The organism is Undibacterium sp. 14-3-2 (assembly GCF_016595265.1).
In the GTDB taxonomy this organism is placed as follows: Bacteria; Pseudomonadota; Gammaproteobacteria; order Burkholderiales; family Burkholderiaceae_D; genus Undibacterium; species Undibacterium aquatile.
In genome coordinates, this window is record NZ_JAENGS010000002.1 from 343,879 (window position 1) to 357,284 (window position 13,406).

11 protein-coding genes are annotated in these 13,406 nt (G+C 49.9%); 2 read left to right on the plus strand and 9 right to left on the minus strand.

Features of this window, described 5'->3' with window-relative positions:
• Positions 1–89 precede the first annotated feature (89 nt).
• The 9 genes from Undi14_RS06060 to gyrA form a co-directional block, all read right to left on the minus strand.
• On the minus strand, positions 90–404 hold the full coding sequence (locus Undi14_RS06060) for a lipopolysaccharide assembly LapA domain-containing protein (RefSeq protein WP_190479294.1): 315 nt from the start codon (positions 402–404) through the stop codon (positions 90–92).
• Positions 405–555: 151 nt separating this feature from the next.
• Complete coding sequence (locus Undi14_RS06065; RefSeq protein ID WP_186883052.1) at positions 556–861, minus strand: integration host factor subunit beta; 306 nt, start codon at positions 859–861, stop codon at positions 556–558.
• Positions 862–891: 30 nt separating this feature from the next.
• Entirely contained in the window at positions 892–2,598 is a 1,707-nt protein-coding gene (gene rpsA / locus Undi14_RS06070; protein ID WP_186883051.1) for a 30S ribosomal protein S1, read from the minus strand.
• 136 nt (positions 2,599–2,734) lie between these two features.
• Positions 2,735–3,415, minus strand: a complete 681-nt coding sequence (gene cmk / locus Undi14_RS06075; RefSeq protein WP_200178682.1) for a (d)CMP kinase — start codon at positions 3,413–3,415, stop codon at positions 2,735–2,737.
• Between the two features lie 74 nt (positions 3,416–3,489).
• A complete protein-coding gene (gene aroA, locus Undi14_RS06080; protein ID WP_200178683.1) occupies positions 3,490–4,827 on the minus strand; it encodes a 3-phosphoshikimate 1-carboxyvinyltransferase in 1,338 nt (445 codons plus the stop codon).
• Positions 4,828–5,103: 276 nt separating this feature from the next.
• Positions 5,104–6,012, minus strand: coding sequence for a prephenate dehydrogenase (locus Undi14_RS06085; RefSeq protein ID WP_370589895.1), 909 nt, complete (start codon positions 6,010–6,012; stop codon positions 5,104–5,106).
• A 16-nt stretch (positions 6,013–6,028) separates the two neighbouring features.
• On the minus strand, positions 6,029–7,102 hold the full coding sequence (gene pheA / locus Undi14_RS06090) for a prephenate dehydratase (RefSeq protein WP_186883048.1): 1,074 nt from the start codon (positions 7,100–7,102) through the stop codon (positions 6,029–6,031).
• Positions 7,103–7,302: 200 nt separating this feature from the next.
• The gene (gene serC, locus Undi14_RS06095; protein ID WP_200178685.1) at positions 7,303–8,403 is read right to left on the minus strand and encodes a 3-phosphoserine/phosphohydroxythreonine transaminase; all 1,101 of its coding nucleotides are present in this window, start codon (positions 8,401–8,403) and stop codon (positions 7,303–7,305) included.
• A 4-nt stretch (positions 8,404–8,407) separates the two neighbouring features.
• Entirely contained in the window at positions 8,408–11,074 is a 2,667-nt protein-coding gene (gene gyrA, locus Undi14_RS06100; protein ID WP_200178686.1) for a DNA gyrase subunit A, read from the minus strand.
• 699 nt (positions 11,075–11,773) lie between these two features.
• Between gyrA and ompA the strand changes: the two genes are divergently transcribed.
• Positions 11,774–12,427 (plus strand): outer membrane protein OmpA, encoded by a 654-nt coding sequence (ompA, locus tag Undi14_RS06105; protein WP_200178688.1) that lies wholly within the window; start codon positions 11,774–11,776, stop codon positions 12,425–12,427.
• 266 nt (positions 12,428–12,693) lie between these two features.
• On the plus strand, positions 12,694–13,398 hold the full coding sequence (gene ubiG, locus Undi14_RS06110; RefSeq protein ID WP_186883044.1) for a bifunctional 2-polyprenyl-6-hydroxyphenol methylase/3-demethylubiquinol 3-O-methyltransferase UbiG: 705 nt from the start codon (positions 12,694–12,696) through the stop codon (positions 13,396–13,398).
• Positions 13,399–13,406 lie beyond the last annotated feature (8 nt).

The window sequence follows — 13,406 nt, forward strand, 5'->3', positions numbered from 1 at the left end:
TAGTAAGTATCTGCCTGAATAATGTCAGCGAGAGACAAGCTTCGTTCCTCTCTGCATTCACATTTCAGGGTAAAGCCGGCACGTGAAGACTAATCGTTCCGGACACTATCTGGTTGTGGTGCCTGCATACTTGCCTGCTCGGCAAGCAGACGCTCTTTCTCAATTTCCGCCAGCGTTTTCTTGTGACGAGAAAGATCACGACGGTGTCTGAACACCATAGGAACCATCGCCAGAGCGCCCAACACGGCACCCGCTACGAAAAAAACCAACAGCATAATCACCAAAGGTGCTGATTGTTGATAACCGAAGAAATACTGAAGCGTGACGATCTGATCATTCTTTAAGGCAAAGCCAAAAAAGATGATGAAAAGTATCGCAGCAAGCAATCTGGAAATATATTTCATGGTTACATCCTAATGAGTAAAAGCGGCATTAACGAACGCTGTTGCTTTACTGTGTCTGCAAAGCGACCATTGTACTGAAAAAAAACGGCATACCGGAAAAACCGATATACCGTTTTTTAATTTGCATCAATCGCGAGGCCCGATGACCCGTCTAGTCATCGTGTATCGGCTGCCCAACCATGGCATCGACACGTTCGCGCAATTCTTTACCCGGTTTGAAATGTGGTACCCGTTTTTCAGGCACCATCACTTTGTCACCAGATTTAGGATTACGACCTATCCGTGGTGGACGACTGTTCAGAGAAAAACTGCCAAAACCCCTGATTTCTATCCGCTGCCCTGTTGCCAGAGCATCGGTCATTGCATCTAAGATGGTTTTGACAGCGACATCCACATCTTTTGCAACCAGTTGTGGATATCGCTCCGCCAGACGAGCTATCAGCTCCGACTTCGTCATATTTATAAAACCTTATGACTGAGATTGAGCTTAGTTTTTGTTGTCGAGTTTAGCTTTCAACAACGCGCCCAGGCTGGTAGTACCAGAAGCTGCATTGGAATCTACAGCAGTAGACATTTTTTGCATTGCTTCTTGTGTTTCAGCGCTGTCTTTTGCTTTGATAGACAACTGGATACCACGTGCTTTACGGTCGATGTTCAACACCAACGCTTCAACACTGTCGCCGACTTTCAGATGTGTACCAGCATCTTCCACGCGGTCGCGGGAGATTTCGGATGCACGCAGGTAGCCTTCAACGTCGTCAGCCAGTTGGATCACTGCGCCTTTTGGCTCAACAGATTTCACTGTACCAGTAACGATTGCGCCTTTGTCGTTCATTGCGCAGTAGTTATTGAATGGGTCGCCTTCGAGTTGTTTAACACCCAGGGAAACGCGCTCGCGTTCAACGTCGATAGCCAGAACGATGGCTTCCAGTTCGTCACCTTTCTTGAAGCGACGCACTGCTTCTTCGCCTGTTTCGTTCCAGGACAGATCAGACAAATGTACCAGACCGTCGATGTTGCCAGACAAACCGATAAATACGCCGAAATCAGTGATGGACTTGATCGCGCCGCGAACTTTGTCACCTTTCTTGTGGTTGATCGCGAAATCATCCCAAGGATTAGCTTTGCACTGTTTCATGCCCAGGCTGATACGACGACGTTCTTCGTCGATTTCCAGAACCATAACTTCAACTTCGTCGCCCAATTGAACAACTTTGTTTGGTGCCACGTTTTTGTTAGTCCAGTCCATTTCGGAAACGTGAACCAGACCTTCGATACCTTGTTCGACTTCAACGAACGCACCGTAGTCGGTCAGGTTAGTTACTTTACCGAACAGACGTGTGTTCGCTGGGTAACGACGGGACAAGCCTGTCCATGGGTCGTCGCCCAATTGTTTTACGCCCAGGGACACACGGTTTTTCTCTTGGTCGAATTTCAATACTTTTGCAGTGATTTCCTGACCAACCGTCAACACCTCGGAAGGGTGACGTACACGACGCCATGCCAGATCAGTGATGTGCAACAAGCCATCGATGCCGCCCAGATCAACGAACGCGCCGTAGTCAGTGATATTTTTAACGATACCAGTAACCACTGTGCCTTCTTTCAGGGTTTCCATCAGTTTTTGACGCTCTTCGCCCATAGACGCTTCAACAACAGCGCGGCGGGACAGCACAACGTTGTTACGCTTGCGGTCGAGCTTGATGACTTTGAATTCCATAGTTTTGCCTTCGTAAGGAGTTGTATCCTTCACTGGGCGTGTATCAACCAAAGAACCTGGCAAGAAAGCGCGGATGCCGTTCGTCAGAACAGTCAGACCACCTTTAACTTTGCCGTTAACTGTACCAGTAACGATCTCGCCAGACTCCAGCGCTTTTTCGAGCGCGAGCCAGGATGCCAGACGTTTTGCTTTGTCACGGGACAGGATAGTGTCGCCGAAACCGTTTTCCAGCGAATCAATCGCTACGGAAACGAAATCGCCGATATTAACTTCCAGGTCGCCCTGGTCGTTTTTGAATTCTTCAACAGGGATGAAGGCTTCAGACTTCAAGCCTGCGTTCACGATCACGAAGTTGTGGTCGATACGAACGACTTCAGCAGAAATCACTTCACCGGAACGCATATCCTGACGTGACAGGGACTCTTCGAACAAAGCTGCGAAGCTGTCTGCACCGGTTGCGAAATCTTGGGACATGAATACAGTAGACATAATATTTTTGAGTTAGCCGGAACAGAACAAAGGCGCTGTTTACCGGGTTAGGTTGAACAACCCTTCAATAAACTTGCTTTATCAAAGGGACTTACTGCACATTTAGCAATCGAACCGTCTACTATGACAACGGCTTGCTTTCCTGTGCTTCTGCATACCATTCCAGCACCTGATTCACCGCTTGTTCAGCAGTAAGTTCTGAGGTATCCAGAATAATTGCACCTGATGCAGGTTTGAGTGGGGCGGCTGCGCGGGTACTGTCTCTCGCATCACGTTCCATCAAATCTTTCACCAAGTCTTCCATATTAGCAGAAATTCCCTTTTCAATCAATTGCTTATATCGACGACTCGCGCGTGCCTCTGCACTTGCTGTCAGGAAAATTTTGAGACTGGCATCGGGGAAAATCACACTGCCCATATCACGCCCGTCCGCCACCAGGCCGGGAGCATTGCGGAATGACAATTGCAAGTCCACCAAAGCTTTACGGACTTCCGGCAGCACCGCTATGCGTGATGCGGCAACGCCTATCGCTTCGGCGCGCACATCGTCAGTCACATCGTCGTCTTCCAGCATGACGTGGCCGTGAACGAAACGACAGGGCAAGGCGCGTGCAAATGCAGCAATGCTGGTTTCATCGTCAAGCGAGACATTTTTTCGTTGCGCCATCAGGGCAGTTAAACGGTACAACGCGCCAGAATCGAGGTAATGAAAACCCAGATGTTTGGCAACGCGATGGGCGACGGTTCCTTTACCGGAAGCAGTCGGCCCATCAATCGTAATTACGGCATACTTATTTGTCATTTTGGGGGAGTATCCTTCAATTTTGCTCTATTGTCGGCATAAACAAAGGCCGCTTTTATATACTGGGGGGAGTATTAAAACAGCTCCTGATGGTTAATTTTGGCAAAAACCTCAAAATAATCAGGGAAAGTCTTGGCCACACAATGTGGTTCGTTAATCCGCATCGCTGCGCCGCGCCGAGCCTTACCATCCAGACTGGCAAGAGAAAAACACATCGCCATGCGGTGATCATCATAGGTATCTATGGTCGCGGACAATATCTGCGCCGGTGGTGTGACGCGCATGTAATCCGCGCCCTCTTCCACGGTTGCGCCGAGTTTTCTTAATTCTGTCGCCATCGCTGACAAGCGATCCGTCTCTTTGACGCGCCAGCTCGCAATATTGCGCAGCGTCGTGGTGCCATTTGCATACAAGGCTGCCATTGCGATCGTCATTGCGGCGTCGGGAATATGATTGAAATCCATGTCTATCGCCTGCAATGCGCCATTCGACGTGGCTTCTATCCAATTATCGCTGCTGGTGATGGTTGCCCCCATTTTTTCCAGCGCCTCGGCAAAACGGACATCGCCCTGTATGCTGTCGCGCCCTACGCCTTCGACCCGCACCGGGCCGCCGGCGATGGCGCCAGCCGCCAGAAAGTAGGAAGCAGACGAAGCGTCCCCCTCAACATGCACCACGCCCGGTGACACATAATGCTGCCCACGTTTGACGGTGAACGCCTGCCAGCCATCGCGTTCGACGGCTACACCAAAACGCTGCATCAGATTCAGGGTAATTTCAATATACGGCTTGGAAATTAATTCGCCGACGACATCAATCACGATGTCGTGCTCTTTCGCCATCAATGGCGCCGCCATCAGCAAGGCCGTCAGAAACTGGCTGGAGACATTGCCTTTCACCTGCAAACGCTGCGCATGAATATGGCCACGACGAATGTGTAAAGGTGGATAGCCGGGATTGCCGGTGTACTCGACCTGCGCACCAGCGGTATTCAGGGCATCGACCAGATCGCCAATCGGCCGCTCATGCATACGCGCGACGCCATGCACTGTGTAATCACCACCCAGCACTGCCAGCGTTGCGACCAATGGGCGAATCGCAGTGCCCGCATTTCCCATAAAAAGATCGGCCTGATGGCGAGGAAGCTGACCGTTAACACCGCGGACCGTGTAGTTCTGGCTGTCACCTTCTTGCTCCCAGTGCACGCCCAGTTGCTGCAAGGCGTTCAGCATCACCAGCGTATCGTCGGATGCCAGTAAATCTTTGATTTCCGTCGTCCCCTGCGCCAGTGCTGCGAGCAGCAAGGTGCGGTTGGAAATGCTCTTGGAGCCGGGCAAGCGCACCGTGCCCTGCACCTGCATTATTGGCTGCAAATCAATGTATGGCGGATAGTGTTTGCTTTGTTGGGTCATAGTGATGAACTTATTCGGAAAACATCCGGAATCTGATCCGGAATGCAGATAATTTATTTTCGACAAAGACAGGATTGATGCAAAACCGCCCCAGCGGCGTTATGGCTGCTCGCCGTACTACTCGTACTGTCTTCGTCGCCATGCCTTGCCGGGACAACTTTGCATCCATCCAAAAGAATAACAGACGAATGACAGATGAACTCCGATCAGTGGCAATCTAAACAGATCAGAATTCGTCCGTCGTCATCCAGGATGAAAACGAGAACAGAGCCGATGTTAATCGCCACCTTCACGTTGCTGTTTTTCAGCGGCTTCGATCGCGGAAATCCAGTTGTGGCGGGCGCGTTGCGCGTTCGCATAAATACCTTCGATGCCCGCTGCATCAGCATTGACTAAATGCTGGCGCAACACCGCCAGACGCGCGGTGTAAGAGTCTAATTCCTGCAACATCGCGTGCCTGTTTGCCAGCGTGATATCGCGCCACATTTCCGGCGACGAACCGGCAATCCGGGTGAAATCACGAAAGCCGCTCGCTGCGTATTGAAACAGCGTGTCAGCATGTTCTTGACGGGCGATATCATCCACCAATGCATAAGCAAGCAGATGCGGCAAATGACTGACTGCCGCAAACACCGCGTCATGCCCGGCCGGATCAAGATAATGAATTATCGCGCCGCATTGTTGCCAGGCCCAGGCAACCCGCGCCACATCGGCATCGCTGTTTTCCGGCAGGCGTGTGATGACGGCTTTTTTACCGACATATAAATCAATGAGTGCTGCTTCTGGCCCATTCAACTCGCGACCGGCAATCGGATGCGCTGGTACAAACTGGCGCAACTTTGCACCCAGCGCTTCTTTTGCCGCCTCGACGACATCAGATTTGGTACTGCCAGCGTCGGTAACAATGGTTGTTGGTGATAAATGCGGCTGTATTGAATCCAGAATCGCTTTGGTTTGCGCGACTGGCGCGGCAATCAGCACCAGATCAGCATCCTTGACCGCTGCTTCAGGCGAGGTCGCGATACTGTCGATAATACCGAGCTGCAATGCTCGTTCCAGCGATGCATGACTACGCCCGACGCCAACGATGTGCTGCACAGCGCCAGCTTTTTTCAATGCCAGCGCAAATGAGCCACCGATCAGACCAACGCCAAAAATCGCAACACGCTTAAAAACATTCGACACGTTAGGCATCACGATCTCACAACGTACAAGGATAAGAACCCAGGACTTTGAAGAACGCCGCTTTTGCATCGAGCTCTGCCATCGCCGCTGCAACTCTTTCATCCATGACGTGTCCTTCGACATCGACATAGAAGTAATATTCCCAGTTACCGGTGCGGGCGGGACGCGATTCAAAACGGGTCATCGAAACGCCGTGTTTGGATAAGGGCGCCAGCAAATCATAAACAGCACCAGCTTTGTTCGGCGTCGCCAGCACAATCGAGGTCTGATCTTTGCCGCTAGGTGTTGTATGCAGACGGCCAATCACCGCAAAGCGCGTACGGTTATGCGGATCGTCCTGAATGTGTGCACTGACGATGCCGAGGTTATATTGGGTACCAGCGATTTCACTGGCGATCGCAGCAACGGTGTAATCACCGCTTGCCATGCGCGCCGCTTCGGCATTGGATGCGACAGCCTGCCGTTCGATGTGCGGATAATGTTGATTCAGCCAGGCTTGGCATTGCGCCAATGCCTGCGAGTGAGCGCAGATGCGGCTCACGCCTTCCATGTTGCCGGATTTGCTCATCAGGCTGTGCTGCACCGGAATCGCCAGTTCGCCACTGATCGCCAGACTGGTTTGCAGCAATAAATCGAGTGTGCGATTGATCGCACCTTCGGAAGAATTTTCAATCGGCACGACGCCGAAATCAGCCGTGCCCGCTTCCGTGGCGCGGAAAACCTCGTCAATTGAAACGCAAGGCAAAGCCTGAATCGCATGACCAAACTGCTTGTACACGGCTTGTTCGCTGAAAGTGCCGACCGGGCCGAGAAATGCCACCACCACGCGTCGTTCCAATGCGCGGCAGGCGGACATGATTTCGCGGAAAATCAGCTGGATATCTTCGTTCAGCAAAGGGCCAGGATTGCGCTCAGCGACTCCGCGCAATACCTGCGCCTCGCGCTCAGGGCGAAACACCGGTGCATTGGTTTCGGCTTTGACGTGACCGACTTCTTCAGCCACACGGGCACGTTGATTCAGCAAATCGAGAATCTGGGCATCGATCGTATCAATCTTAATGCGCAGGGGAAGTAATTTGTTGTCGCTCATAACTAACCTAAAAACCGTTTTTGTACACTGTGACAGCGGTGCACGACCGTGAATAGTCGCGCCTGCCGCTTTACATTATTTGATTCCTCACCAGGCTTTTGATCTGGTTCGACAGCGCCACGGTTTCCAGGTGATGGGTTATGCCATGTTCAGAAAGGGCTGCCGCTTGAGGAGAAGACTACACGCTACTACTTTTACACTCAGGAATGCGCGCTGGCAAACTCGTGCATGAAACCAACCAGTGCCTGCACTCCGGCGAGCGGCATCGCGTTGTAAATTGAGGCACGCATACCGCCGACCGATTTATGCCCCTTCAGTTGCAACAAACCCTGCGCTTTTGCACTAGCCAGAAATTCTGCATTCAGAGATTCGTCTTTCAGAAAAAATGGTACGTTCATACGCGAACGACATTCTTTCGCCACACGATTTTCATAAAAATCAGTGGAATCAAGGTAATCGTACAACAACGTTGCCTTCGCAATGTTTTGCGCTTCCATCGCTGCCACGCCGCCCTGGCGTTTCAACCATTGAAATACCAGACCAGCGATATAGATCGCATAGGTTGGTGGCGTGTTGTACATGGAGCCGTTGTCGGCAACAATTTTCCAGTCAAAGGCGGATGGGCATACAGGCAAAGCATGTCCGAGCAAATCTTCGCGCACGATCACCAGCGTCAGGCCAGCCGGGCCAATATTCTTTTGCGCGCCGCCAAAAATCACACCGTAGGCAGACACATCGATCACGCGCGACAAAATATGGGAAGACATATCCGCCACTATCGGTGCGCCACCGGTCTGTTCCGCTACATCGGGCACGAAATGATATTCAACACCGTCTATCGTTTCATTGGTGCAGAGATGTACATAGGCCGCGTCTTTCGACAACTGCCAACTGTCCCTTGCAGGAATCGCCGTAAAACCATTGCTGGCAGCGGATGCCGCCACATTCACTGTGGCGTATTTTTGCGCTTCTTTAATTGACTTACCGCTCCATGAACCGGTATGAATGAAATCCACCGGCGCATCGGGACGACGCCCCATCAGGTTCATGGGAACGATGGCATTTTCACCGAGACCACCACCTTGTAAAAACAAGATTTTGTAATTGTCCGGAATCGCCAGCAAATCACGTAAATCACGCTGGGCGGCATCCATGATCGACATGAATTCCGCGCCGCGATGACTCATCTCCATGACCGACATACCGCTGCCATGCCAATCCAGCATTTCTGCAGCAGCCTGCTGCAAAACCTCTTTAGGCAAAACTGCCGGGCCCGCCGAAAAATTGTAGATGGTGGTCATGGTTTTACTCCGCTATATCACCAGTCGCATCATCAGCGGCATTAGTGTCGCCATCGACAGTCGTTGCGCCTGATTCAGTTTCATCCTGATCAGCATCCGTTTCAACGATACGCTGTAAGCCGGACAAGGTAGTTCCGTCTTCAACCGCGATCAGTGTGACACCTTGTGTTGCGCGTCCCATTTCACGAATCTCAGAGACACGGGTCCTGATCAAAACGCCACCGGTCGTGATCAGCATGATTTCATCGGTCGTTTCAACCAGAGTCGCAGCAACAACTTTGCCGTTACGCTCAGAAGTCTGAATCGCAATCATGCCTTTGGTACCGCGACCATGACGGGTATATTCAGTAATCGGTGTACGTTTGCCAAAGCCATTTTCTGTTGCAGTCAATACCGATTGCTGCTCGTTTTCCGCCACCAGCAAGGCGATGACTTGTTGCGTTTCATCGAGATTCATGCCGCGCACACCACGTGCAGTACGCCCCATAGGACGCACATCATTTTCATCGAAACGTACAGCCTTACCCGCATCGGAGAACAACATCACATCATGCTTGCCGTCGGTCAGCGCCGCACCGATCAGGAAGTCGCCGTCATCCAGATCCACAGCGATAATGCCGGCTTTACGTGGATTACTGAAATCCGCCAACGGTGTTTTCTTCACAGTACCAAGGCTGGTTGCCATGAAAATATAACGGTCTTCAGGGAAGCTGCGGTTGTCACCCGACAAAGGCAGAATGACGGTAATTTTTTCGCCATCCTGCAGCGGGAACATATTCACGATAGGTTTGCCGCGTGAACTGCGCGAACCTTGCGGTACTTCCCATACCTTGAGCCAGTAGAGACGGCCACGGTTACTGAAGCACAGGATGTAATCGTGGGTATTCGCAACGAATAACTGCTCAATCCAGTCATCATCCTTCGTTGCAGTCGCTTGTTTGCCACGGCCGCCACGTTTCTGCGCACGGTATTCAGACAAGGGTTGCGACTTCATATAGCCGGTGTGCGACAAGGTCACCACCATATCTACCGGCGTGATCAGATCTTCGGTTTCCAGGTCGGTCGCGTTGTGTGTAATTTCAGAACGGCGAACGTCTTTATTTCCTTCACCATACTCATTTCTGGCGAGTGTCAGTTCATCCGTAATAATCGTTGTGACACGTTCAGGCTTAGACAGAATATCGAGCAAATCGGCGATTTCAGCCATCACGTCTTTGTATTCGTTGACGATCTTATCCTGCTCCAGACCAGTCAGACGTTGCAAACGCATTTGCAGAATTTCCTGCGCCTGATCATCGGATAATTTGTACAGGCCATCCGGCTGAATACCGTAATGTTTAGGCAAACTCTCAGGACGGAAAGCGTCAATACCACCAGGATTATCAGCAGCAGTGCGCGTCAGCATCTCACGTACCATGGAACTATCCCAGGCGCGCGTCATCAATTCCTGTTTCGCCAGTGGAGGTGTCGGCGCCGCTTTGATGATAGCGATGAAATCGTCGATATTCGCCAATGCTACTGCCAGACCTTCGAGCACGTGACCGCGTTCGCGCGCTTTGCGCAGCTCAAACACGGTACGACGCGTGACAACTTCGCGGCGATGTGACAGGAAGCACGACAACATCTCTTTCAGATTCAGCAGCTTAGGCTGGCCATTGACCAGCGCCACCATATTCATACCGAAAGTGTCCTGCAATTGCGTCTGCTTATACAGATTGTTCAATACCACATCCGGCACTTCACCACGTTTGAGCTCAATCACCACGCGCATGCCGGATTTATCGGATTCGTCGCGGATATCTGAAATGCCGTCGAGCTTTTTATCGCGCACTAATTCTGCAATACGCTCAAGCAAAGATTTCTTATTAACCTGGTACGGCAGCTCATCAATGATCAGCGCGGTACGATTCTCTTTGCCAAACTCCTCAAAATGCGTTTTCGCACGCATCACGACACGACCGCGACCAGTGCGGTAACCGTCACGCACACCGGAAACACCATAGATAATGCCGCCAGTCGGGAAATCCGGTGCAGGGATAATCTCTATCAACTCATCTATCGTGCAATCATCATTCCGCAACAAGTGCAGGGCACCGTTGATAATTTCGGTAATGTTGTGCGGTGGAATATTGGTCGCCATACCGACCGCGATACCAGAGGCACCGTTGATCAGTAAGTTAGGGATACGGGTAGGCAAAACCGACGGTTCTTTTTCTTTACCGTCATAGTTCGGTACGAAATCGACCGTTTCTTTTTCGATATCCGCCAGGATTTCGTTAGCAATTTTATCTAAGCGACATTCGGTGTAACGCATCGCAGCGGCACTGTCGCCATCAATAGAACCGAAGTTACCCTGACCATCGACCAGTGTGTAGCGCAAGGAAAAATCCTGCGCCATACGTACAAGCGTGTCATAAATAGAAGCGTCGCCGTGCGGATGGTATTTACCCATGACTTCACCGACAACGCGCGCGCATTTGACGAATGGACGGTTATAGACATTGTTCATCTCATGCATCGCGAATAAAACGCGTCGATGCACAGGCTTCAAGCCATCACGCACATCCGGCAAGGCTCGACCAACAATCACGCTCATCGCGTAATCGAGGTAGCTCTTGCGCATTTCTTCTTCAAGGGAAATCGGGAGTGTTTCTTTTGCGAATTGATCCATTGGCATGCCGGCAAATTAGAGCTTGGTTAAATGATAACATCACGAAAAACAGCTGCCGCTAATCGTAGTACCGTAATGCACCATGTCAGCAAAACATCGCTTTCACAGAGGCAATACGAAAGTCAGGTACACGTTTTTTCGAATGTTTAGCTCTTGATTTTACCATGCTCAACAGGTCAAACGTCACAAAATAGCAAAACACAAATACCCGCAAGCAATAGCAGAGCCTACGCTCTGGCGTCAGATCGTGTCCGAGAAAATATTCGTATGAGATTGAGGATTCATTACCAATAAACAACCTGAAAGCAACACAAGGCAAATTACTTGAATAATTTTCACCATCTCGACTATCAATAAGAAACCAACAAACTGACTCTGACAATCAAAAACACCGCAAAATCGATAACTTCAATAAGTTAGCTCATCAAAGCAAGTTATTTTTTTGCAATTTCTTAAGTGGATTTCACCTGAAAACCGCTGTGCAATTGTTGCCCATGCACGACATATTTAACGAAGTGTTACTTTAGCGATTTAACAAGTCATGCCGGATTGACGTCATCTATGGCAAAATATTGATTAATAACAGCGTTGTTCGTTTGACGAAATAGTAATGTCATCAAGCGCGTGGTATCATCAGGTTTTAAGCAGTAATTTGCGCAGTTTATCTGCGATAATTAAATCTCAGTCGAGAGGATAAATATGAAAATTCTAGTTAAGCTCGTTATCGCAGCGTCCGCAGTTGCTTCCTTTTCTGCATCCGCACAACAAGACATCAAAGCGAACACTCCACACAGTGCTTATGTACAAGATGGTCGTGGCGTCATTGTTCGTGATGCATTCGGCCTGTGCTGGCGTACTGGCTACTGGACACCTGCTGATGCAGTGCCAGGTTGCGACGCTCCATTGGTAAAAGAAGCTGCTCCAGCTCCTGTTGCTGCTCCAGCTCCTGTTGCTGCTCCAGCACCAGCTAAAGTTGTTGCTCCTGCTGCTCCAACATCTGAAAAAGTTACTTTCGCTGCCAGCGCATTGTTTGACTTCGACAAATCAGTATTGAAAGCTGAAGGCAAAACACAGCTTGACGATATGGTTTCTAAATTGAAATCGATCAATCTGGAAGTTGTTATCGCTGTTGGTCATACTGACTCCGTTGGTACAGATGCATACAACCAAAAACTGTCTATCCGCCGCGCAGAAGCAGTTAAAGCTTACCTCGTAAGCAAAGGTATCGAAGCTAACCGTGTTTACACTGAAGGCAAAGGCGAAAAACAACCAGTTGCTGATAACAAAACAGCAGAAGGCCGCGCTAAAAACCGTCGCGTAGAAATCGAAGTTGTTGGTACACGCAACAAATAATTAAACTCCGTTTTAATTATGTAAAAACCCCGCTTCGGCGGGGTTTTTTACTTTTTATTTCTCGTACCAAATCTGCATTTACCCCGCAAAAATACGCCATAAGAATAGATTAAATAGAAACTCAATACCCCTGCAACAACTACAGCTACCGGAGAATATCCTGAAACTGTACTTGTCTTGATCTGACTAAGTGCGGTAAATACCCGGATCGCCTACAATACGCCATTAATCTATCCCCTCTCAACACAGAAATATCCGCACACATCATGCCGACACTAAATGCAGATCCAGCAGAAATTCAGAAATTCAGTGACCTAGCTCATCGCTGGTGGGATCCAAGTTCAGAGTTCCGCCCTTTACATGAAATCAACCCGCTGCGTCTGGAATGGATTAATCAACGGGTTCCGCTATCAGGTAAAAATGTCATTGATGTCGGCTGTGGTGGCGGCATACTCGCCGAATCGATGGCAAAAAAGGGAGCCATTGTTACTGGCATCGATCTTTCAGAAAAAGCACTGAAAGTGGCCGACTTGCACGGTTTAGAATCAGGCGTCAGCGTACGTTATAAAAATATCCCCGCCGAAGAGATGGCCGAAGCGGAAGCAGGTCAGTACGACGTTGTCACTTGCATGGAAATGCTGGAACACGTCCCTGATCCATCATCCATCATTCGTGCCTGCACAAAACTATTGAAACCAGGTGGGCATGTCTTTTTCTCCACCCTGAACCGTAATGTTAAATCGTATCTGTTCGCAATTCTTGGTGCTGAGTACGTTTTGCAATTATTGCCAAAAGGCACGCACGACTATGCAAAATTCATCACTCCGGCGGAACTTTCGCAAGATGTTCGTAATGCGGGTCTTGAATTAAATGCCATGAAAGGTTTGAGCTACAATCCACTGACAAAAATCTATTCATTGAATAACGATACCAGTGTCAACTACATGATTGCCTGCACCAAACCAGCTTAAATCTGATC

Bases quoted from the DNA above. Each gene is read 5' to 3' on its own strand.
- ompA (WP_200178688.1), top strand. From the start codon at position 11,774: ATGAAAATTCTAGTTAAGCTCGTTATCGCAGCGTCCGCAGTTGCTTCC.
- gyrA (WP_200178686.1), bottom strand. From the start codon at position 11,074: ATGGATCAATTCGCAAAAGAAACACTCCCGATTTCCCTTGAAGAAGAA.
- aroA (WP_200178683.1), bottom strand. From the start codon at position 4,827: ATGACCCAACAAAGCAAACACTATCCGCCATACATTGATTTGCAGCCA.
- Undi14_RS06065 (WP_186883052.1), bottom strand. From the start codon at position 861: ATGACGAAGTCGGAGCTGATAGCTCGTCTGGCGGAGCGATATCCACAA.
- Undi14_RS06060 (WP_190479294.1), bottom strand. From the start codon at position 404: ATGAAATATATTTCCAGATTGCTTGCTGCGATACTTTTCATCATCTTT.
- ubiG (WP_186883044.1), top strand. From the start codon at position 12,694: ATGCCGACACTAAATGCAGATCCAGCAGAAATTCAGAAATTCAGTGAC.
- cmk (WP_200178682.1), bottom strand. From the start codon at position 3,415: ATGACAAATAAGTATGCCGTAATTACGATTGATGGGCCGACTGCTTCC.
- serC (WP_200178685.1), bottom strand. From the start codon at position 8,403: ATGACCACCATCTACAATTTTTCGGCGGGCCCGGCAGTTTTGCCTAAA.
- rpsA (WP_186883051.1), bottom strand. From the start codon at position 2,598: ATGTCCCAAGATTTCGCAACCGGTGCAGACAGCTTCGCAGCTTTGTTC.
- pheA (WP_186883048.1), bottom strand. From the start codon at position 7,102: ATGAGCGACAACAAATTACTTCCCCTGCGCATTAAGATTGATACGATC.